The sequence below is a fragment of the Marinobacter sp. ELB17 genome (genome assembly GCF_000169375.1).
Lineage (GTDB): Bacteria > Pseudomonadota > Gammaproteobacteria > Pseudomonadales > Oleiphilaceae > Marinobacter.
The window spans coordinates 259,412-281,170 of record NZ_AAXY01000003.1 but is presented as its reverse complement, the minus strand read 5'-3'; the positions used below and the strand labels follow the sequence as shown (position 1 = coordinate 281,170).

21 protein-coding genes and 2 pseudogenes are annotated in these 21,759 nt (G+C 57.0%); 17 read left to right on the top strand and 6 right to left on the bottom strand.

Annotated features, from left to right (window positions below; genetic code table 11):
* The first annotated feature begins 4 nt into the window (after positions 1 to 4).
* From MELB17_RS05945 to MELB17_RS05930, 4 genes are all read left to right on the top strand, one after another.
* Positions 5 to 1,207 carry an ABC transporter substrate-binding protein gene (locus MELB17_RS05945; RefSeq protein ID WP_007349252.1) on the top strand — a complete coding sequence of 401 codons (1,203 nt, stop codon included), beginning with the start codon at positions 5 to 7 and terminating at the stop codon, positions 1,205 to 1,207.
* 29 nt (positions 1,208 to 1,236) lie between these two features.
* A complete protein-coding gene (locus tag MELB17_RS05940) occupies positions 1,237 to 2,913 on the top strand; it encodes an ABC transporter permease (RefSeq protein ID WP_007349251.1) in 1,677 nt (558 codons plus the stop codon).
* Positions 2,880 to 3,542 (top strand): ATP-binding cassette domain-containing protein, encoded by a 663-nt coding sequence (locus MELB17_RS05935; RefSeq protein ID WP_007349250.1) that lies wholly within the window; start codon positions 2,880 to 2,882, stop codon positions 3,540 to 3,542. The genes MELB17_RS05940 and MELB17_RS05935 overlap by 34 nt, the downstream gene beginning before the upstream one ends.
* Before the next feature lie 128 nt (positions 3,543 to 3,670).
* Positions 3,671 to 4,369 (top strand): SDR family NAD(P)-dependent oxidoreductase, encoded by a 699-nt coding sequence (locus MELB17_RS05930; RefSeq protein WP_007349249.1) that lies wholly within the window; start codon positions 3,671 to 3,673, stop codon positions 4,367 to 4,369.
* 272 nt (positions 4,370 to 4,641) lie between these two features.
* Here MELB17_RS05930 and MELB17_RS05925 read toward each other — a convergent pair whose 3' ends face one another.
* Together MELB17_RS05925 and merR are read right to left on the bottom strand one after the other, a co-directional pair.
* Positions 4,642 to 6,282, bottom strand: a complete 1,641-nt coding sequence (locus MELB17_RS05925; protein WP_036183801.1) for an acetolactate synthase large subunit — start codon at positions 6,280 to 6,282, stop codon at positions 4,642 to 4,644.
* A gap of 362 nt (positions 6,283 to 6,644) precedes the next feature.
* Complete coding sequence (merR, locus tag MELB17_RS05920; protein ID WP_007349246.1) at positions 6,645 to 7,073, bottom strand: Hg(II)-responsive transcriptional regulator; 429 nt, start codon at positions 7,071 to 7,073, stop codon at positions 6,645 to 6,647.
* A 73-nt stretch (positions 7,074 to 7,146) separates the two neighbouring features.
* Between merR and MELB17_RS25415 the strand changes: the two are divergent.
* The 7 genes and pseudogenes from MELB17_RS25415 to MELB17_RS05890 form a co-directional block, all read left to right on the top strand.
* A pseudogene (locus MELB17_RS25415) lies at positions 7,147 to 7,320 on the top strand (mercuric transporter MerT family protein); the annotation flags it as partial.
* Positions 7,302 to 7,505: pseudogene (locus MELB17_RS25410) on the top strand (cation transporter); the annotation flags it as partial. The pseudogenes MELB17_RS25415 and MELB17_RS25410, both read left to right, overlap by 19 nt.
* Before the next feature lie 2 nt (positions 7,506 to 7,507).
* Entirely contained in the window at positions 7,508 to 7,747 is a 240-nt protein-coding gene (merF, locus tag MELB17_RS05910) for a mercury resistance system transport protein MerF (RefSeq protein WP_007349244.1), read from the top strand.
* A 5-nt stretch (positions 7,748 to 7,752) separates the two neighbouring features.
* Positions 7,753 to 9,156: a mercury(II) reductase gene (merA, locus tag MELB17_RS05905; protein ID WP_007349243.1), complete on the top strand. Its 1,404-nt coding sequence runs from the start codon at positions 7,753 to 7,755 to the stop codon at positions 9,154 to 9,156.
* Between the two features lie 74 nt (positions 9,157 to 9,230).
* Positions 9,231 to 9,548: a heavy-metal-associated domain-containing protein gene (locus MELB17_RS05900; protein ID WP_007349242.1), complete on the top strand. Its 318-nt coding sequence runs from the start codon at positions 9,231 to 9,233 to the stop codon at positions 9,546 to 9,548.
* Positions 9,478 to 10,464 (top strand): transporter, encoded by a 987-nt coding sequence (locus tag MELB17_RS05895; protein ID WP_227498808.1) that lies wholly within the window; start codon positions 9,478 to 9,480, stop codon positions 10,462 to 10,464. Before MELB17_RS05900 ends, MELB17_RS05895 begins: the two co-directional genes overlap by 71 nt.
* 15 nt (positions 10,465 to 10,479) lie before the next feature.
* Positions 10,480 to 11,460 carry an NHL repeat-containing protein gene (locus tag MELB17_RS05890; protein WP_007349240.1) on the top strand — a complete coding sequence of 327 codons (981 nt, stop codon included), beginning with the start codon at positions 10,480 to 10,482 and terminating at the stop codon, positions 11,458 to 11,460.
* 33 nt (positions 11,461 to 11,493) lie between these two features.
* Here the strand turns inward: MELB17_RS05890 and MELB17_RS05885 are convergent, their stop codons facing one another.
* Both MELB17_RS05885 and MELB17_RS05880 read right to left on the bottom strand, forming a co-directional pair.
* A complete protein-coding gene (locus tag MELB17_RS05885) occupies positions 11,494 to 11,697 on the bottom strand; it encodes a hypothetical protein (protein WP_036183665.1) in 204 nt (67 codons plus the stop codon).
* A 264-nt stretch (positions 11,698 to 11,961) separates the two neighbouring features.
* Positions 11,962 to 12,486: a flavodoxin family protein gene (locus MELB17_RS05880; protein ID WP_007349238.1), complete on the bottom strand. Its 525-nt coding sequence runs from the start codon at positions 12,484 to 12,486 to the stop codon at positions 11,962 to 11,964.
* Positions 12,487 to 13,226: 740 nt separating this feature from the next.
* On the opposite strand from MELB17_RS05880, the gene MELB17_RS05875 reads away from it, so the two are divergent.
* Entirely contained in the window at positions 13,227 to 13,880 is a 654-nt protein-coding gene (locus MELB17_RS05875; RefSeq protein WP_036183663.1) for a cysteine hydrolase, read from the top strand.
* Between the two features lie 47 nt (positions 13,881 to 13,927).
* Positions 13,928 to 15,028 (top strand): NADH:flavin oxidoreductase, encoded by a 1,101-nt coding sequence (locus MELB17_RS05870; RefSeq protein ID WP_007349236.1) that lies wholly within the window; start codon positions 13,928 to 13,930, stop codon positions 15,026 to 15,028.
* A 257-nt stretch (positions 15,029 to 15,285) separates the two neighbouring features.
* Here the strand turns inward: MELB17_RS05870 and MELB17_RS24480 are convergent, their stop codons facing one another.
* Positions 15,286 to 15,453, bottom strand: a complete 168-nt coding sequence (locus MELB17_RS24480; protein ID WP_007349235.1) for a hypothetical protein — start codon at positions 15,451 to 15,453, stop codon at positions 15,286 to 15,288.
* Between the two features lie 147 nt (positions 15,454 to 15,600).
* Between MELB17_RS24480 and MELB17_RS05865 the strand changes: the two genes are divergently transcribed.
* A complete protein-coding gene (locus MELB17_RS05865; protein ID WP_007349234.1) occupies positions 15,601 to 16,536 on the top strand; it encodes a YeeE/YedE thiosulfate transporter family protein in 936 nt (311 codons plus the stop codon).
* Here the strand turns inward: MELB17_RS05865 and MELB17_RS05860 are convergent.
* Positions 16,502 to 17,392 (bottom strand): haloalkane dehalogenase, encoded by an 891-nt coding sequence (locus MELB17_RS05860; protein WP_007349233.1) that lies wholly within the window; start codon positions 17,390 to 17,392, stop codon positions 16,502 to 16,504. The genes MELB17_RS05865 and MELB17_RS05860 overlap by 35 nt on opposite strands.
* Positions 17,393 to 18,284: 892 nt before the next feature.
* Here MELB17_RS05860 and MELB17_RS05855 point away from each other — a divergent pair.
* From MELB17_RS05855 to MELB17_RS05845, 3 genes are all read left to right on the top strand, one after another.
* The gene (locus MELB17_RS05855; RefSeq protein WP_157133248.1) at positions 18,285 to 20,708 is read left to right on the top strand and encodes an amylase; all 2,424 of its coding nucleotides are present in this window, start codon (positions 18,285 to 18,287) and stop codon (positions 20,706 to 20,708) included.
* An 85-nt stretch (positions 20,709 to 20,793) separates the two neighbouring features.
* Positions 20,794 to 21,105, top strand: a complete 312-nt coding sequence (locus MELB17_RS05850) for a hypothetical protein (RefSeq protein WP_007349230.1) — start codon at positions 20,794 to 20,796, stop codon at positions 21,103 to 21,105.
* A gap of 88 nt (positions 21,106 to 21,193) precedes the next feature.
* A complete protein-coding gene (locus MELB17_RS05845; RefSeq protein WP_007349228.1) occupies positions 21,194 to 21,757 on the top strand; it encodes a DinB family protein in 564 nt (187 codons plus the stop codon).
* Positions 21,758 to 21,759: the final 2 nt, after the last annotated feature.

Here is a 21,759-nt window from a genome sequence, read left to right as displayed (position 1 = left end):
CCTGATGAAGTCTACTTTACTGGCGTTATCCGTGAGCCTGGCGCTGCCGCTGGGCAGCCATGCCGCAATATCCGATGAATGGCCGGCCATCGTTGGGCAAGCGCGCGGACAAACGGTCTATTTCAACGCGTGGGGCGGAGAATCGAACACCAATAACACCATCCGCTGGGCCGCGGGGCAGGTCGAGGAACGTTACGGTATCGACCTTGTCCACGTGAAACTGGGTGATACCGCCGAGGCCGTTTCTCGGGTCGTTGCGGAAAAGCAGGGGGGTAACACCTCCGAAGGCGCTGTTGACCTGATCTGGATCAACGGCGAGAACTTCGCAATGCTTAAGGAGGCTGGCCTGCTGTTTGGCCCCTGGGTCGGGCAACTGCCGAACTTCAGCCTGACAGACCCCGAAAACAACCCCGCAGTAACGATCGACTTTACCGTGCCGGTGGAGGGCATGGAGGCGCCCTGGGGCAAGGCGCAGGTGGTGTTCTACTACGACAAATCGCTGACTGACAACCCTCCGGGCTCAATGCCTGAGCTGCTTGAATGGGCGCAGGAAAATCCCGGTGAGTTTTCCTATCCCAAGCCGCCTCAGTTTCTGGGCACCACGTTCCTGAAACAGGCTTTAATTGAGCTCACAGACGATGGGGACGCGCTTTATGGACCGGTTGCCGAGGCAGATTTCGAGGCGGTTACAGCGCCACTCTGGAATTTTCTGGACCAGCTTCACCCACACCTGTGGCGATCCGCCCGTAATTTTCCCGACAATGGCCCGTCCCTGCGTCGCCTGATGGGGGATGGCGAGCTCAGCTTGGCTTTCTCCTTCTGGCCCGCCGAGGTGCCAGCCGCCATCGCCAACAACGAGCTGCCGCCAACGGTGGAGAGCTATGTGCTGGACGGGGGCACCATCGGCAACGTCAGCTTTCTTGCCATACCCTTCAACGCGCAGCATAAGTCAGCCGCCATGGTGGTGGCGAATTTTCTGCTGTCCCCGGAGGCCCAAGCCTACGCGCAGCATCCGGACAACTGGGGCTTCCTGACTGTGCTGTCCATGGATCAACTGGGCGCCGAGCAGAAAGCCCTGTTCGAAGCATTACCGTCGCCTAAGGGCGGAGTGACACCGGCAGAGCTCCAGCAGGTCGTGGAGGAACCTCATTCCAGCTGGGTTGAGGCCCTGGAAACCGCCTGGCTTGAGCGATACAGCGGCAACTGACCCCATTTGATGATGACCTGAGCTTGCCAATGCTGCGCCTTGCACCCTGGATTATTGTTCTCAGTCTGGTCTTGCCGGTGGTAGGAGGCACCTTGTTTATCGTGCCACCGGCTTTTGGCTACCTGCCTGTACTCGGGGGCGATGATTGGTCGTTTCGTCCGTGGCTTGAGCTGGCGGCAACGCCCGGCATCCTGCGGTCGGTTGCCGTGAGTTTTAGTAGTGGCCTGTTGGCGACCGGCCTGGCGCTGATCATAGTCTTCCTGTTTCTGTCGACCATTGCCAATACCCGGTTTGATCGCTGGATCCAGCGGCTGATTTCTCCCCTGTTGTCGATTCCCCACGCCGCTGCGGCGTTCGGGTTTGCCTTTCTGATTGCGCCGTCCGGCTTGCTGTTGCGTTGGCTGTCCCCGTCATTGACCGGGTTTGAGCGACCACCGGATTGGCTGTTGCTGAGCGATCCTTTCGGCGTGTCTCTGATCAGCGGCCTGGTGGTCAAGGAAATTCCTTTCCTGCTGCTGGTCAGCTTGGCCGGCTTGCCCCAGCTCAATGCAGGTCAGCGAGTCATGCTGGCACGTTCCCTTGGTTACCTGCCGCGGGTTGCCTGGTTCAAAACGGTGGCCCCTGCGCTGTACCCGCTGATCCGCCTGCCGGTGTATGCGGTGCTGGCGTTTGCCACGTCCACGGTGGATGTGGCGATGATTCTGGGGCCCAATCTACCTTCCACCCTGAGTGTTCAGGTGGTGCACTGGTTCAATGATCCGGACCTTTCCCGCCGTTTTCTGGCCTCGGCTGGAGCGTTGCTTCAGCTTCTGGTGACCGCATCGGCGCTGTCAGTCTGGTGGGGGCTGGAGAAACTGATTGGCACGGGTTTCGATGCCTGGGTAGCCGGCGGCAACCGGCAACGATTTGACGGCACGTTATGGCTGGCCGGGCGGGGACTCATGTTGATTGCAACGCTGTTGCCGGTGCTGGGACTGTTCGCCCTCGCGCTCAACTCCGTCGCCGGCTTCTGGCGTTTTCCCGACGCCTGGCCAGGGTCCATGACCCTGAGCCACTGGCTGCAGGCACTGCCGGATTTAGCCCGGCCGTTCTGGATGACCATGGTCATTGCGACGGCGGCATCTGTGCTGGCGGTGGCCATGGTGCTCGCTGCGCTGGAGCATGAGCAGCGCCGGAACCGACCGGCTACCCGTGCGCTCTGGTTGCTCTATCTACCCTTGCTGGTGCCGCAGGTGGGCTTTCTGTCCGGCATTACCGTGCTAAGCCAGATGGCGGGGCAGGCTCCGGCGCTCTGGGTGGTGGTCTGGGCCCACCTGCTTTTCGTGTTGCCTTACGTGTATCTGACGCTGGTGGAGCCCTACCGTCACTTTGATTTCCGGTGGGTCATTCTGGGCCGATCGTTGGGGCTCTCGGTCAATCAGGCTTTCTGGCGCATTCGATTGCCGATGATGCTGAGGCCGGTGCTGACCGCGATGGCTCTGGGCGTGGCGATCAGCGTCAGTCTTTACCTGCCTACCCAGATGCTGGGGGGTGGGCGCATCGTCACGGTGACGACGGAGGCGGTGGCACTGTCATCGGGCGGGGATCGCCGCCTTATTGGGGTCTGGGCCATGGTGCAGGCCATCACACCTTTCATCGGCTTTCTGCTGGCACTTCTGATTCCGAGGTTATTATGGAAAGAACGTCGGGGCATGCAGGCCCTTTAGCTGAGGCTGGCTGCTTACAACTGCAAGACGTTGCCCTGGAGCTACATGGGCACCATCTGCTTCATCTGAACGAAACCATCAGTCCCGGCGGAGTGCTGACCGTCATGGGTCCCTCCGGCTCTGGCAAGTCGACGCTGCTGGCCTGGATTGCCGGCTTCATGTCGCCAAGCTTTCACGCGACCGGCCGGGCCATTCTGGATGGTGAGGATATTACCGGCCGACCGGCAGAAAAGACCGGGGTTGGTCTGCTGTTCCAGGACCCGTTGCTGTTTCCGCATTTGTCCATTGCCGGCAACGTAAGATTTGGCGCTCGTGGTGGAAAAGACGACGTAGCCGAGCGGGTAGAAAACGCGCTTGACAGCGTTGGCCTGGCAGGGTTCGGACATCGCGACCCTGAGACGCTTTCAGGTGGACAGCGGGCGCGAGTCGCGCTGGTTCGGCTGATCCTTTCCCGCCCCCGGGCAATCCTGCTGGATGAGCCCTTTTCCAAGCTGGATGCGCCCTTGCGGCGAGAATTGCGCGCTGTCGTTTTTGAGCACCTGCAGCAACAGAATGTGCCTGCGGTGCTGGTAACACACGATCAGGAAGATGCCGACGCGGCTGGCGGTATTGTTGTCACGATCGACTGACCTGTTGGGCCTTGCCATGCAGCACGGGCAATGCAACGAAGCTTGCAACTGCTAGTGGCCTAGTCGAGCCGTTACCTGTAATTTGTAATGAGACGATGTCCAAAATGGTCGAAAAAAAGGAGTGATCAATGAACAAAGTGTGCGTGATTATTGGTGTGGGACCCGGCAACGGTGAAGCATTGGCCCGCCGTTTCAGTGAGGGCGGCTTCCAGGTGGCGATGCTGGCGCGCAGCCGGGATTACCTTGAATCCTTGGCGCAACAGATTCCGAATACCCATGCCTATGAGTACGATGCCACAGAGATTGATAGCGTAAATTCAACGTTCCAGGCGATCGAGCAGACACTCGGCCCGGTATCGGTGCTGCTCTACAATGCCGGGGCTGGTGTTTTCAAGAATGCGGAGGAGGCCAGCTTCGACGATTTCGAGGCCAGCTGGCGCACCAACGTCCAAGGCCTTGTAGCGGCCACCAAGGCAGTTTTGCCGCAACTGCGCCAGCACGACACGGCCAGTATTGTGGTGACCAGTGCGTCTGCTGCGACCCGGGGGCGGGCAAATTCTGCGCCTTTCGCTTCGGCCAAGGCGGCCCAGCGCAGCCTGGCGCAATCCCTTGCCCGGCAGTTGGGGCCGGAAAGAATTCATGTGGCCAACGTGGTGATTGACGGCGTGGTGGATTTGCCACGTACCCGTGAGTGGCTGCATGACAAAACGGATGATTTTTTCGTCAACCCATCTGCCGTGGCGGAGGCCATTTGGACCCTGTGTCACCAGGATCCTTCGGCCTGGACCTTCGAACTGGACATACGACCGTTCGGGGAAAACTGGTAACGGTGTCGAGATTGCAGTCTAAGGCTCAGTCCGAGGGCGTCTGACACTCGCGATGCGGTTTGCGTTAGTGATTCGACCCGTTCCTGCATTAGCGCGACCGCGCGCTCGAGGATTTCAATAGGTTGATCGGGTGCTCCGCCAGTGCGACTGATCCTGAAAGAGTTGATGCGCCTTAGCGAGGGCACCCATGACCGTTTCCGCCGAGTCCATGGGGATCTCGTGGATCACCCTTTGGTCATAAGGCCGCAACACTTGCAAACTGTTCGTTGTGTTCACAGTTGGCATGTTTTCTCCTTAAGCATGACGTTGAGGATTTCGTGATTGAGTGAGTAATCCACGGGCAGTTCAATGACGTGAACCCCGGTAGACGCCAAGCAGATGTCCAGAGTTTGTTGAAAGTGCTCATCGTTTTGTATCCGGTAGCCGTGGGCGCCGTAACTTTGGGCGTAAGTAACAAAATCCGGGTTGGCGTAATCCAAGCCAAAATTGTCAAAACCCATGGCATGCTGTTTCCATTTAATCATGCCGTAGGCATTGTCGTTGACGATGATCACCACGAGATTAAGCTTCAGGCGAACAGCGGTTTCCAGCTCCTGTGAATTCATCATGAAACCGCCATCACCACAAACAGCCACGACTTGAGTATTGGGGTACAGCATTTTAGCCATCATGGCGCTGGACAGGCCCGCGCCCATCGTAGCCAGTGCATTATCCAGCAGCATGGTGTTGGGGGAATAACATTTGTAGTTGCGGGCAAACCATATTTTGTAAACGCCGTTATCCAGGCTAAGCACTGCATCTTCCGCCAGGGTTTCTCGCAGCACATGTACTAAACGTTGCGGCAGCATCGGGAACCGGGTATCGAAAAAATACTTCGACAGATGCTGGTCTACTTCTGTTTTGATGGTTTTGAAAAAGGACAGGTCCCAATGGTCTTTGTTTTCAATAAGCTTCGCCAGTTGCTGCACGGAAAAGGCGATATCCCCCACCACGTTGAGCTGGGGGAAGTACACCGCGTCCACCTCGGCAGGTGAAAAATTCACATGTATGACCTGCTGGCCGTCATGCTCCATAAAGAACGGGGGCTTTTCTACTACATCATGGCCCACATTGATAATCAGATCCGCTCGGTCAATGGCGCAATGCAGGAAATCGTGGTCGGACAAGGCGGCTGATCCCAGGTAAAGGGGATGGCGTTCGTCGACAACACCTTTGCCCATTTGGGTCGTGAAAAACGGCATGCCGGTGGCCTCCACGAATGCCGTCAATGCCTCGCTGACGCGTTTGCGGTTAGCACCTGCTCCAATCAACAGTAGCGGGCTTTTTGCCGCCTCAATCATGCTGGTTGCTTCGCGCAGTACGTCTTGCGTGGCGTGGGGGCGGCGATGACCAATGGGCGGAAAAACCGTCTCTGCACATTCCTCGTTGGCAATGTCCTCCGGTAATTCCAGGTGCACCGCCCCCGGCCTTTCTTCGATGGCCAGGCGAAACGACTCGCGCACCAGTGAGGCGATGGTGTTGCCATTGACAATCTGCTTGGTGAATTTGGTGACCGAGCGCATCAAATCCACCACATCGAGGATTTGAAAACGACCCTGCTTGCTTGTTTTGATCGGTTTTTGTCCGGTGATCATGAACATCGGCATGGCGCCCAATTGGGCGAAAGCCGCCGGCGTGATCAGATTGGTTGCACCAGGCCCAAGGGTTGCCAGGCAGACGCCGGGCTGACCGGTTAAACGGCCATAGGTGGCGGCCATGAAACCCGCGCCTTGTTCATGGCGGGTGAGAATCAAGCGGATGCTCGAGTTCTTTAATGAATTCAGTAAATCGAGATTTTCTTCGCCGGGAACGCCAAAAATGTACTGGACTCCCTCATTTTCCAACGCTTTTACGAATAAGTCAGATGCTTTCATCAGTTTTGCGCGAGATACCCCGTCCATTAGGTCGGGGAGGGATAGCACGTCGCCGTTAGGCGGCCCTGGTCTCGCTTTCTCCGTTTTGGTTGAGTGCTATCTTCGGTTGTTGATAGTCGTCATACCTGTTGTTGCCACGCTGGTCTCCCCAACTGCCAAGAGAGAAGACAAAGTTAGTGTAACGGATCTGGTAAAAGCGGGCGCGTTAATGGATTGCGTCGTAGAGACGCACGGAAGCCTCGGCCTACTCCAGGTCCGGTTGCTATGTTATGCCCAGCATGAAGGCACCCGGATGACCCGATGTTTAACGCGAGGATGAACAGCTTCAGAACTTGATGTTAATAAAATTACTTTGTGCTCTTTTAATCAGCTCGCGGGACATCACGTTTACCCTGCAGCGAATGAATGATCGGACATCGCTGCGGGTCTTCACTGCACCGGCAACGTTCCACTAGGCTATCCAGAGTGGATTCCATCTGTCGCAAGGCGGCGATCTTGCGTCGCAAATCATCCAGTTTGCGCTCAGCCAGGGCTCGAGCTTCATCACAATGGGCGCCGTCTTCCAGCTTAAGCAACTCTCCGATTTCATCCAGACTGAACCCCAACCATTGGGCGGTTCGAATGAAGTGAAGGCGTGCCAATGCCTGCTCGTCGTAATGACGAATGCTGCCATAGGGTTTTTCAGGTTCTGCTACCAGCCCCCTGCGCTGGTAATAGCGGATGGTTTCCACCCCCATACTGGAGGCCTTGGCCAGTACACCGATAGTCATTGAGCATTGTTTTTCAGACATAGGGCTTGATTCCGTAGCTGACTACGGGAGTAACCTTACGGCAGTCAATCATGTCATGAAAGGAACCATTGTAATGTCAGAATCCAAAGCAGGTCGCGGTTCGCTGATTGCTGGGGGCCTTGCCGCTGTCGTGGCATCCGCCTGCTGTCTTGGCCCCTTGGTGTTAATCACACTGAGCATTTCCGGCGCCTGGATCGGCAACCTGGCCGCCCTGGAACCCTTCCGACCATGGTTCATTGGGCCTGCCCAATCACCGTCAAAGTTGCTCTCAACCGGGTCGAGGGAGTGAGCGCTGTCGATGTCCGTTATGAAGAACGTGATGCTACGGTCACCTTCGACGATGCGAAAACCTCCGTTGAGGCACTGACTCAAGCCACGACTAACGCAGGCTATCCGTCCACGCTGAAACAAATCCAGGCGACACAGGAGTAACCATGCACAACCCCAAAACCCTGTTGCGGGTGAGTGTTATTGGCACCGTGCTGGTTGCGCTTTGCTGCTTTACGCCGATATTGGTGATTTTGCTTGGGACGTTAGGCCTGGCTGCACTGACCGGTTATCTCGACTACGTGCTGTTGCCCGCGCTCGCCTTTTTTATTGGCCTGACCTGCTATGCCGTATGGCGCAAGAGGAAACACGACGCCTGCTGCGATAGCCCATCGACTAAGGAGTAACGTTTATGAGTGACAACAACGTGCACATTGCAGTGATTGGCAGCGGCGGTAGTGCCATGGCCGCCGCCCTGAAGGCGACTGAACGCGGTGCCCGAGTGACACTGATCGAGCGCGGCACCATCGGCGGAACCTGCGTCAACATTGGCTGTGTGCCCTCTAAGATCATGATCCGGGCAGCCCACATCGCTCATTTGCGCCGCAAAAGTCCGTTCGATGAGGGCATCACGGCAACTGAACCCATGGTCGACCGGTCCCTTTTGCTGGCCCAACAGCAGGCCCGTGTCGATGAACTGCGGCACGCCAAGTATGAAAGGATCCTGGAAGACAATCCTGATATCACGGTCGTGCAGGGTGAGGCTCGTTTTATGGATGCCCGTACGCTGTTGGTCAAGGGTACTGACGGCAAGGCACACGAGATCGGCTTTGACCGTGCGTTCATTGGTACCGGTGCGCGGCCAACCATTCCCCCGATTCCGGGCCTGTCCGGTACGCCGTACTGGACCTCCACCACGGCGCTTGCCAGTGACACCCTTCCGGACCGACTGATTGTCATCGGGGCCTCGGTGGTGGCGGTGGAACTGGCCCAGGCGTTTGCCCGGCTGGGCAGCGAGGTGACGATTCTGGCACGTAGCCGGCTATTATCTCGTGAAGACCCCGCTGTTGGAGAAGCCATTCAAACAGCGTTCCAGGCTGAGCGTATAAGCGTCCTGAATGACACGCAAGCGAGCCAGGTCAGCTATACCAATGATGAGTTCATTGTCGCCTCGAATGCCGGGGAGCTGCGGGCCGATCGACTTCTGGTGGCGGTGGGTCGCACCCCGAACACTGAAGGGCTGAACCTGGATGCGATCGACGTAGAGACCGATCACGGCGCCGTCATCGTGAACGAGCAACTCCAGACTCGGGTGCCGGGCATTTACGCCGCTGGCGACTGTACCAACCAGCCCCAGTTTGTTTATGTAGCCGCCGCCGGTGGCAGCCGGGCCGCCGTCAATATGACCGGTGGCGATGCACGGCTGGATCTCAGCGCCATGCCGGAAGTGATCTTTACCGACCCCCAGGTGGCTACTGTCGGCCTGACCGCAACCGAGGCCATCAGGCGGGGCTTCAAAGTGGACACCCGTTCGCTCAATCTGGAAAACGTGCCACGGGCGCTGCTGAATTTCGAGACTGGCGGTTTTATTAAGATGGTGGCCGAGCGTGATTCAGGACGGTTACTGGGTGTCCAGGCGATCACCGGCGAGGCGGGCGAATTGATCCAGACGGCGGTGATGGCAATGCGTGCGCGCATGACAGTGCAGGAAATTGGCGACGAGCTGTTTCCTTATCTCACCATGGTGGAGGGGCTGAAGCTCTGCGCTCAGACTTTTACCAAGGACGTTAGTCAGTTGTCCTGTTGTGCCGCCTGACGAAGGGGGTTGCACCTTGACCTGGGAGCGGGTTCAAGGTTTTAGGCTGGTACGACCCAAACGAGGACATTGTCATGGTCAAAAAACTTACCCTGCTGCTATCGGCTCTGATATTCAGCATGGCTGTGCTGGCGGCCGATAATCGATATGTTCTGGGAGTGGATGGTCTGGCCTGCCCGTTCTGTGCCTACGGTATCGAAAAACGTCTGAACAGGATCGACGGTGTCACTGACGTGCAGGTCGATGTTGGCGAAAGCGTGGTGCGAGTGGCCCTTCAAGAGGGCAAGACACTCACCGAGGAGCGGGCGCGCCAGGCCGTTGATGAGGCGGGGTTTACGCTCAGATCCTACTCGCAAGCCGAAGGCGAAACAGGTGATGGCGATGAACAGTAGTCGTCGTCCAGTTAAGGTGTCGGTGCTGGTTGGCAGTTTGCTGCTAACGGGTGGAACAATGACGCAAGCCGCACCCAACACCTTCAATACCGCCCTGCCGGTGGCCCAGGGCCAAACTATCTGGCGTGAGCAGCTTGTATTGCGGGAGCGCTCCGACGACGGACCCATGGATCGCGACGTCTCGGTACAGGCCTTGGTCAGCGTGCTGGGTTACGGCGTCACTTCAAACATCGCAGTGTTCGGCATGGTCCCCTACTTCTTCAATAAAGAGCTGGACGTTGCTATGCCCATGGGACCCATGGACCGGATCGAGCGTGACACCAGCGGCTTTGGCGACCTGTCGCTGTTTGGTCGCTACACACTTTACAAGAAGGATTTCACCGGCAGCACCTTCCGCGTAGCACCGGTGTTCGGGCTCACCGCCCCCACCGGCGACGATAACGACAGCGATCGCTTTGGCGAATTGCCACGCTCGCTGCAAGCCGGCGATGGCGCATGGGACGGCTTCGGTGGTGTGGTAACCACATATCAGACCCTGCAGTACCAGCTGGATGGGCAGTTGCTTTACCGTGAAAACGGGCGTCACGACGGTTTCGCACGAGGCGACGAGACGCGCTTCGACGCTTCGCTGCAGTACCGGATCTGGCCGCGAAGCATGCAGGGTGTCTCCGGCACGCCGGGCTTCGTCTACGCTCTGCTGGAATCCAATCTCGTCCATCGTGAGCGCGATCAGTTGGGCAGCGGTACTGATGCCAATTCCGGCGGCACTCAATGGCTGCTCGCGCCGGGGTTGCAATACGTAACACGGCGCTGGATCGTCGAAGGCACGGTACAACTGCCCGTCGCCGAAGATCCCCATGGTGACGCCATCGAAGACGAGTACATTGTGCGTGTCGGTTTCCGTCGCAACTTCTAGTTTCCGGGGCAGATCATGAAAAAAATCGGTCAATGGCTGGGTTACAGCGTCCTCGGTCTCGCGGCCATACTGTCCCTGCTCGTCTGGGTGGGCGGAGCGATCAACTGGAACCAGGCACCGCCCTACTCTCTGGCTCAGAGTTGGGGTGAAAAAGGCAGCGGGCCGGGGCAGCTTAATGACCCCACCGGCATTGCCGTAACGGACACCGACGTCTTTGTATCCGATGCACGCAACGGGCGGATCCAGGTCTTTGATCACGAAGGGCAATTCAAGCGGGAATTCGGTTCCACCGGCGATGGCATCGGCGAGCTCGGGCGGCCGATGAACCTGACCATCCACGACGAAAAGCTTTATGTTCCCGAGTACATGAACGACCGGATTCAGGTTTTCAGCCTGGCTGGCGAGCCCCTGGAACTCATTGGTGAACCCGGTGAGGGACCCGGGCAGTTCAATGCCCCGGGAGGTGTTGCCGTTGCCGACAATGGCGACCTGTTCGTAACGGACTTCTACAATCAGCGCGTGCAGCACTTGAGGGCGGATGGTTCCTTCGTCAAGCAGTGGGGAACAACTGGAGAGGCGGGAAAAGGCGCCGGTGAATTCACCTATCCCACCGATGTGGCGCTCGCCGATGACGGAACTCTCTACGTGGCAGATGGCTATGGTAATCGTGTCCAGGTATTCGATACCAAAGGCGACTTTCTGCTCAAGTGGGGTGGACCCTTTGCCTTGGGTCTCTACGGGCCATTCAAAGGCTGGTTCACCGCCGCAACATCCATTGCCATCGGCCCTGAAGGCAATGTCTTTGTGGCTGACTTCTATAACGACCGTATCCAGAAGTTCACGGCGCAAGGGGGCTATCTCACCGCATTCGGCAGCGTACCGGATAATCCCGGTCATACCGGGATGGCCGTCGCCATTGGGAGTGACGGAACAGTGTGGAGCGTGAACTTTGCCGACAACCGGGTCGAGAAGTGGCAGCCCATTCAGAAGCATTGATCTCGCGTCCTCCAGCGAAAGGCCGCCTGAAGGTTACCGACCCTCCCAGTCGATGGCCCGGTAGTCGAATTCGCCTTCAATGGTGGGTTTGATAATCCGGAAATAGGGTGAGGCATCAAAGTCCCTCGGGGTGAACAGAGAATGATGCCGGACCCGGAAACGCTCATACACGCAGTCTTCACAACCAGGATCGTCTGCGGGAAGTGTTTTCACGACCGGCAGGATTGGATAGCGCAACTGCTGGAATCCTTCGGCGCTCCAAACCCGTGGATATCATGTGAAGTTGGTTGCTGCCCAGTTTGTTATACCGCATTTCCAACTGGATTTTCGAAGCCGAATCGCTCCCCGACTGTCCATGCCTCGCGGTCATTTCCCTCGTTCGGGATTCCACCAGCCTCCTTCAGCATCCGCGCGAGGTGCATGCAATTACAGCTCATGATCGTGGCATTTTGTTGCGTAGAGTCATTGTCGAAACCCGCACGACCGCAACCTTCAATCTCGTCACCATAGGAGGGTCCAGGACCCGCCTCGCCAATCCATCCACAATCGGCTTGGGGTGGGATTGTGTAACCCAAATGGTTGAGCGCAAATCCGATTGTCATCGCAGTGTGCTTGATCCCGTCTTCGTTGCTGGTGATGACGCATCCTCCGACTTTGCCATAATATATTGATTGCCCCCTTCTCGTTGAGCTGTCCAGACATTGCGTAGAGTCGTTCGATCAGTACGCGGCATATCGAGCTTTCCTCCCCCAGCCAAAGGGGGGTTCCCACAATGAGAATGTCGGCCGCCTTTACTTTCTCCCAGATCGCAGGCCACTCGTCTATGGCCCTTCCGTGCTCGGACATATCAGGATAGACACCAGGTGGAACCTCGTGCGCAGCCAATTGCAGGTGTTCGACAGCAACACCGTTCTTCTTCATGATGGCAGCAGAAGCGTTGAGGAGTAACCTGGTGTGGCTTTCGTCTTCTTTGTTCTGTAGAGACGTGTTAACGAAGAGGGCGCTAATATCTGCGAAATCAGCCATGGTATGTCTCCGGATAAGTTGGTGGGATTGCGAGAAATTGATTGATGCGATCCCCGATTTCAGCGGGCTTCTCGTCAATGAGCCAATGAAGTCAGCATCCAACGGCTCGGCCCATATCAGAATGATAGGCCGACGCCTCCAGCCAAAATTCATGTGCGTGGGCAGATACTGTGCCCAGCAACAAGAAAGCTGTTGAGAACAGCTGCAACTGTGTATGGCCCTACGTTCGTCTGTCTGTTCGTTAACGCACGCACCACCCTATGAGGTCGCCTGCGAAACTCCATACTGCAGCGCTTTGCCGCCGAGTGATTCCTAACCCTTCGCTTGCAAAGATAGGGGCAATGCGAAGTTGGGAGCAGGTCAGGTCAGTCTTGCTTTTGGCCTTACCTTGCCTGTACGGTAAATTTTTTCCCTTTTTTCAGGGGTTAGGCGTCGCTCGTAGAACGGTGGAACTGTGTTGGCTAACGCACCGAAGGCAGGAAGACATTGGCGTAGGATCGGATGTACTTCACTTGAAGGCACAATCGGGGGTGGGAAGGGCACGCAATGACGAACGAAGAGAATTCAAATCGAGCATCAGTGACGCCTGAACCTACTGCTGCTACCCCTTACATTGATGCAAGGGCTGCACTGTAAGCTGCAATTGCTGCTGCCGATTATTTAGCTGAATTATGCCCGATCAGGTGAATTATTCAGAGGATACACAGTTCGACCTCCCGACCTTAAAATTGGAGTTCAATATGAAATTTAGCAAAAGTGATACTGCATTGGTCGTAACCGATCCGCAGAATGATTTTCTGAGCAAGCGGGGCGCCGCCTGGAACCTTGTTGGCGAAAGCGTGGAGGAAAACGGCACGGTCGGCAACCTCGACAAGCTGTTAGGTGCGGCTAAGGCCGCCGGCATGCAGGTCTTCGTATCACCGCATTATTACTATCCGGCCGACCATGACTGGGAGTTTGGCGGCACGCTCGAGAAGAAGATGCACGAGATCGGTATGTTCGATCGCAAAGGGCCGCTTAGCCTCGAGGGCTTCGAGGAATCCGGCGCCGACTGGCTGGATCAGCTTAAGCCCTATATTGAGGACGGAAGTACTATTGTCACTGGACCACACAAGATTTACGGGCCGCAAAATAACGATCTCGCGCTTCAGTTGCGCAAGCATGGCATTGGCAAAGTCATTCTTGCCGGTATGTCCGCCAATTTGTGCGTCGAGTCGCACTTGCGCGATCTAATTGAGCGCGGATTTGAAGTGGCAGTGGTCAAGGACGCTACCGCAGCCGCCAAACATCCTGATATGGGCGATGGCTATGAAGCAGCAATGGTGAACTTCCGCTATATCGCTAGCGACGTACTATCGACCGATGACGCAACAAGCGCCATCTCCAACATGTGATCGTCCGGACTTTAATATTCAATCAGGACTGGGAAGAGGTTAATCACATGAGCGACGTAATGCAGAGTACCCGATTTACCAATCAGATACTGGCCAATCGGTTTGCGCTTGCGCCCATGACACGGATCAGCGCTGAGCCGAACGGCACGCCCAATGACGTAATGGCCGATCACTACGAAGCCTATGCCCAAGGTGGCTTTGGCCTGCTGATTACAGAAGGTACGTATACCGATGACGGTGCCAGCCAGGGCTACGCTAACCAGCCCGGCATTATCAACGACACCCATATTGAAGGTTGGAAAGCCATCGTTAACCGCGTCCACGCAGCGGGCAGCAAAATTTTCGTTCAGCTTATGCATGCTGGTGCACAATTCCAAGCGAACCAGTATACCAATCAACCTGCTGCCCCCAGCGCAGTCAAACCTAAGGGCGCGCCACTCGGTTTCTATGGCGGTCAGACGGAATGGAAAACGCCAAAGATCATGACCATGGCGGACATCCGGTTCGCGATCACTGGGTCTGTTCAATCGGCGGTTAATGCCAAAGCCGCCGGATTTGACGGCATTGAGCTGCACGGTGCAAACGGTTACCTGTTGAATCAGTTTCTGAGCACCCATTTTAACCAGCGCGATGACCGTTACGGTGGCAATCTCGAAAACCGTCTGCGTATTGTGGTTGAAACCATCAAAGCCGTCCGGGAAGCGGTAGGCAACGACTTCACGCTCGGTATTCGCCTGTCACAGGTAACGGTGACCGATCCGGACTATCAATTCCCGGAAGGTGAAGCGGGCTTCCGCCAGATCGCCGAAGCGGTACGCGATGCCGGTGCTGACTTCGTTCATACCACCGACGGGCATGTCCGCCGCGCACCCTTCATCGAAGGGACGAAGACGCTTGCCGATGTTGTCGCTGAAGTGGATAACCTTGAACTGATCATCAATGGCGGCATCGACGAGACCAACTATCAGGATTTTGCCGCTGACTACCCAGAAGCTTTGCTGGCAGTCGCCAAGAAAGCGCTGGCCAACCCCGACTTTGTTCAGCGACTGAAAGATGGCAAAGAGATTGATGATATGGACTTTGCCATGCTTCAGCCCAAGGCCACGATTCCTAACGAACTCGCATGGCGCCGCAAACAGGTCGTCTGAACCAGATCTCCCCGAACCCCCGAGTTGCTGCTTAGGGGGCTTCGATCCGGACTGATTTGACTTACCTGTTAGGCGCGATTGACCATATCATAGTCTTTACCTATTGAGCGCAAAAATACAATCAATTTTATTATTTTCTTCCAAATCAATATCGGTGGTCTCGAGTCATGGCCAGCCCTCTATAACGACCGTATCCAGAAGTTCACGGCGCAAGGGGACTATCTCACCGCATTCGGCAGCGTACCGGATAACCCCGGTCATACCGGGATGGCAGTCGCCATTAGGAGTGACGGAACAGTGTGGGCCGTGAACTTTGCCGACAACCAGGTCGAGAAATGGGAACCCGTGAGGTAGGCTGGTAAGAGCGGTAGAAGGCTATTGGTAAACAGCAGAATGAAGGTCAGCAGAGCTTTCGAATGTTTCATAGCCGGTTCCTTACTGTTGGTGAGGTTTTCCGAAGTGCCAGTACATCCACACTGACACTGGTCTGTGGCAGATGTTACAGAGTCCCTTTTGGTAACATTTACTCTGTTTCCGTGTCCTGATCATCAGGATACGGGCGGAGGGTACTCATGTTTGCAGTTGTGATAGCACTGGCCATTGCTGCGGTGATTGGCTACACCGCCCAGGTAACCGGTCTCTGCATGGTCCGTGGCGTCAGCGACTGGGTCAGAGGCAGACGTTTGCGGCTGACCGCCATCCTTATGGCCGGGTTCTGGATCTATCTGTTTACCCCTCTGATTGCGTATCACGATCGTTCCTTTCTGGCCGTCTACCCGTTTCACTGGTCTATTCCCCTGGGTGGTTTTGTGTTCGGCATTGGTTCAGCGATCAATGGCGCCTGTTCCATCTCCACCGCAACCCGTCTCTCCAGCGGAGATTTGCGCATGCTGCTGACCATGTTTGGCTGGCTGGCCGGATGGCTATTGCTGATCGTGGCGGACATCGAGCCAGACCTCCGGAGTACGCCCTACCAGCTCGGGCTGCTGCCCTGGTTTAGCGTGAGTAGCCTGGTGTTGGTCTCGGCACTGGTTTACTGGAAGTTTCGCTACCGCTGGCGCCTTTGGAGCGGCATCATGCTGGTGGGGATCTTTGCGGGCGCGCTCTTTCTCTATGAGCCGGCCTGGTCGCCCAGTGACTTTGTCCGCGACGCCGGTCTGAACCTGATGACGGGTACATCGCCACCGCCTTCGCTCTCTCGGGTACTGATTCTGGTCGCCATGGTGCTGGGCATGGCGGCGGGCGCCTGGCGCTTCGGGCGTTTCCGGTGGGTGTTGCCAGCCTTTGGTGAAACCGGCAAACACCTGGGCAGTGGCCTGTTGATGGGCGTCGGGGCAGCGCTTGCGCTAGGGGGTAACGATTTCCAGTTGTTGCTGGCTTTGCCCGCCCTGTCTCCGGCCAGCCTGTCCGCCTTGATAGGTATGCTGGCAGGGATCTGGCTCGGGGCCAGGTTAACGGGCACCGGCCAGTCCGTCACAACCCGCAACGGTCCATCCATTGAGCGATAGCCTGGCCAATTTTCTGTGGTTGGTCTTCCTGGATGTAGTGCAGGCCAGACCCCACAAACGCTGTTTCCAGGTTGGGTAACTGTTGGCGGTACTGGTCCACAGCCGGCGCTGGGATCAGAAACCCGGGTTCCGCGTGAATCAGCAGCTTGGGCAGGTCCGTTTGCCCAAGCCATTCTATATAGGCCGTTTGCATCCGGTAGACAGACGCCGGCTCCTTGCCGATGCAAAGATTTTGTGGAAATGTGCAAAGAATCCTGCGGGATTGCCGATCTGTCCAGGGAGCGCGATAGGCATCAAGCTCCTGCCGTTCCAGAGGTCTGCAGATCATAGCGGGCAGGATATTCTCGACGAATTGATTCTCGTCCATCATCATTCGCTCGGCATTGGCCTGCGATGAACGCAGGGTCTGGAAAAACGCCCGGGTTTGGGGATCAAATGCGTCGTACCCCGGTATTGGATTCAGCATGGCCTCCATGAACGCCAGCCCCTTGATGCGCTCGGGGTGACGGTGGGCGTAGTGAAAGCCGAAAAACGATCCCCAGTCGTGACAGACAATGGTGATGCGATCCAGGCCCAGGGCCTCAATAAAGCCGTCAAGGTAACGAATGTGGTCGTCAATGTCGTAGGGGATATCGGGCTTGTCAGACATCCCGTAGCCGATCAAGTCAACGGCAATCAGGCGACCCTTGCCCTCAAGTTCGGGCAGAACCTTTCGCCAAAGGTAAGACCAAGTGGGCTGCCCGTGCAGGAAGAGTAAAGGGTCGCCGTTACCATGTTCCACATAGTGCATGCGCGAACCCAGTACATCCGCGAAGTGTGACGGGTAAGGGAAGTCTGCGGGCTTTTGCGTTGTCATGGTTTGGGCTCCTGTTGAGGATAAGTTTAGCGCCTTTGGCCAATCAAGCCATGCCGCGCCTTGAAGTTCAAGGTTCCTGGCAGCCAAGTCAGTAGGTTATGAAACGAGGTGGTTGGTCTCCACGCTTTTTTTAACCTCATCTTCTATCAACCACAGCCGGTCCCGGCCCCAGCAGCTGACGGCCCGGGCATAGCTGCGTATGTACTCGATTCCACGGCCCAGTGACCGGGCGTATTCGAACAGTGCATAGCACCTTTCCACGCCCGGCCCCAGAGGATCGGCGACAAAGCCGTAGGGTATACCCAGCTTGAGAGCCTCCCGTTTGGTGTCATGAAAGATGTACCCTTTTTGGCATCAGGTACCGATTGCCCACGCATCAGCATCGGTAGAACCGGCCTCAGCCGTAGGGGGATATTCCAGTTGCGAGCCAGAGTGATTGCCCGTTCCAGACCGAGGTAGGAATAAGGGCTGCGGATAGAGAAGAACACCTCCAGCGGGCAGCCGAGAGCAGCCCGTCGTCCGCCTGTTCCGCCTCAAGTAACCGGACCGCCGCAGTTAAAACTCGGTTTGTGAAGGCGGAGTTGGCCGGTCAGGCGAATCGAGGTTGTATAACCCGGAGATCCTTATGGCGTCCTGTTGAGCCCACAACCGCCAGAGTTCCGGTTCGGGGCACATCTCCTCATCTTTTTGTTGTTAACGAACTTTTGACCAAAGCAATCATATCATAACGGCCAAGATGGCCTGCCAGCCAGACTCGAACAGGTAACTAAAAAAATTCAGTTGACGCTGTAACAGTTGCAACTCACATGTGTCACTATCCTCGAAAAGCCAATAAATCACTGTCTTGCAAAGCGTCGAGGCAGTGGCCAATCGGAACGGAGAGCGCGGCACGATGACTCGGTACTACTGGATGGGTGGCAACAGGTCCTACGAGCAGGACAGGTTCTTTGAGCAATCGCTGGACAAATCTCAGTGGCAAAAGGCAGAAAGTGCTGAGAAGTGGGACGCCTGCTGGTATACCGGCATGCCGGATCAGAACGACTTCAGCGAGGTTGGGCCGGAACGGAAAATCAATCACATTCCGGGCAACAATGCGCTCACAGTAAAGAGCCGCCTTTACCGCAGCCTGATGGACCTGCGCGAGCGGGTTGAACGACAGGACAAAGGGAGCGGACACCTGACCGATCGCCTCGCGTTTGTGCCAGGAGTCTTCTCTATGCCGGAAGACTACCACGCGTTCCAGCAGGCAGCGCTGGACAATCCGGGTAAACGCTGGATTCTGAAGCCGAAGAACGCCGCGCGAGGTAAAGGTATCCAATTGGTTGGGGACCCGGCCGATGTGCCGCTGGAATCCTCCTGGATGGTTCAGGAATACCTCGAAAACCCCCACACCATGCATGGCCGGAAGTATGTTCTCCGTCTTTATGTTCTGGTGTCCTCGGTGTCGCCCTTTCGGGTGTATCTCTACCGGCAGGGTTTTGCCAAGCTGGCTTCCGCGCCCTATAACGAGGAAAACGCAAACAATCCCTACAGCTATCTGACCAACCCGGACGTTAATGCCCTGAACCTGGATGCCGAGGTGCCGGTGGAGTTCGTGGACTTTGACCGTTACCGGGAGTGGCTTCGGGAACAGGGCCATGATGACAAGGCCCTGTTTGCCAAAATTGAAGACCTGGTGGCCCTGACCTGCCTGGCAGCCCTGGAACCCATGCGTGAACGCTCAAGGGTGGTGGGTGCGGACACCCGGGGCTGTTACGAGCTGATGGGTATTGACTGCCTGGTGGATGAAAAGCTCAAACCCTGGGTGCTGGAGTGCAACCTGAGCCCCTCCCTGGAAGTGTGCGCCGGGCCGGAAAGCGGCGGCGATATTGAGGAGGGTATCAAGGGCTCACTGGTTGCCGACATGGTTGAAATCGTGGGCCTCAATAGCAAGCCTGTTGCTTTGGAAACCGGCTCTGTGGTTGAGCGTCTGGTGCGGGAATCCCAAGATGAAATAGCCCGCAGCGGCGGCTTCAAGAACCTGGTGCCCGGGGCAGACCCGGCAGCGTATCTGCCTTTCATGGCGCTGCCACGGCTGTCCGACTGGGTGGTGGCTCAGGCATTGTCTGATCGTTCCTTACAGCAACCACGCCTTGAACGCTGGGTGGCGGAAGACACCCTCAGTGAAGACCAGGTGTATCTATATGACACCCGCCTCGGCCACCTGAGCGGTCTGAACGAAACCGCTTCCCTGATCTGGCTAATGGCCACCGAAGGTGCAGGGCCGGACGACATTGCTGCAGCCCTTTACGAATCGGCCAGCCGCAGTATGACCGCCGCTCCGGACGCCTGGGCAATCCGCAACGATATCTGGAATACCCTCGGCGACTGGGTGAATAACCGATTCCTGATCCAGTCCGACGCATCCGCTAGCCAGCCGGCAGCACCGGCAACCTCGCCGAGCCCTGAATCCACGCCGTTTTCGAGAGTACTGGACTGCGGACGCTTCCGGGTGCGGTTGTTCACGGACAGTGCGCCGCTGATTGGCCGGATCGAAGCCTTGCTTGAGCCTATGGCGGTTGCCGGTGTCGCCGAGACCGGGTTGCTTCCCAGGCTGGAAATCGTGCGCGATACACCGGGTTTCACCCTGATTCTGGAGGGCAGGGTGCTTCGTTCCCGTCTGCCCCTGTCTGGCGTTGCCTCAGCGCTCATGGCCTGCCTGGCGACGCATGCCGCCGAAGCGCAGGAAATTGCCATAGACGCCGGTCTGATTGCGGGCCCGACCCTGGCCGGGCAGGTGTTTCTGGTCGGCAACTCCGAACCAGCCGTCCATGATGCCCTGACGCTGGCGTTGTCGGCCTGTCTGAAGGCTGACCATAGCCGCGGCGCGCTGCTGCCTTTGGGCACCGACTACCAGATTTCGGCCCTGGGGTTACCGCTGCAGGTTTCGGAGGGTTTATCCGAAAGCTTCTTTGGCGATCAGGGTATTGGTGGCCGTTTGTCGCCGGCGTCTGGCAAGGGTTGTTTTGTGCCGGCTTCTTCGGCTATCACCGGTAGTCGCTACACGGTGTCTGCGGTGCTTATTCCCAGTATGGCCCGGCTCCGGGAAGAGGACGGCTTACGGTCAATTCCGGTCAATGAGACGCTGAGGCAGCTTATTTCGGAGTGTTGTTCCGCTGGTGGCCAGCCGCTCGATACCCATGGGTTTACCCGGCTCGCGGAGTGGCTGGAAACCTGCGATCGGTACCTGGTTGATATGAACAATATTGAGGTCGCTGCCGCGGCACTCAACAAGCGGTGTTCTACAGCACAGCCGCAAAAATCCGGGAGCCTTTGAGGTCCGCTGGGCCTCTGGCTCCGGGTATAAAGAAGGCCGGGCAATCCGCCCGGCGGTAATGTGAAACAACGGAAGGGGATACATCATGTCCAAAGAAACACAGAAACAGCGATTGCTTGGCAAGCTCGCGCGGGGTATCGCGTACACAGGACCCGTTTTTGCCATCATTGTCGGCGCTTCGGCGTTCAATGTATCGGCCGCCGAAACCAACCTTGACGCTAACTATCTGATGGTCGCTGCGGGCGAAGCAGAGGCCGAGGGTAAAGCCAAGGGCGAAGGAGAAGCAGAAGGCAAGGCCAAGGGCGAAGGAGAAGCAGAAGGCAAGGCCAAGGGCGAAGGAGAAGCAGAAGGCAAGGCCGAAGGCGAAGGCGAAGCAGAAGGTAAAGCCAAGGGCTGATGAGCGAACACGTGTGGGCATGAGTCCGTCTTGTGTCCACACGGCCGTTAACAGCGCCGTAAAGAACAACGTAAAACGGATAAATGCGATGAAACAGCCAGTTTCAGACAATAACCGGGCCTTGGGCCAGATCGTTGATGAAAATGTTCATGCGATCGGGCAGCTTGTCCAGCTGCTTGACCAGATCCCGGGAACTTTGTACCGACAGTGCTTTGGTGCGAGAAATCAACATTTTATCGGCAAGCATGTCCGGCACATTATCGATCACTACAGCGCGCTGCTGACAGCCACTTCTGGTGTTGACGGTCTGCTTGACTACGAGAACCGCAACCGGGATCTGTCCCTGGAAAAAGACAGACGGGCGGCACGGGATTGCCTGGAGGAGACCGTTGGGGTCCTTCGCAGTCGATTTGAAGGACCCTGTGCGGATGAGCTGAGCATGCGCCATAACAGTGCCGGTAAGCATCAGACTGTGAAGACAAGCGTGGAACGTGAACTGGTGTTTCTGGCCAGCCACACCATCCACCATATGGCCATCGTCGGCATGCTGGCCGAACAGGCCGGGGTGAAGGTCAGCTCTGATTTTGGCGTTCATCCCTCAACGCTGCGATATCTGGAAGGGCAGGCTGCAGGCCTGGCCCGAAGTGCCTGAAC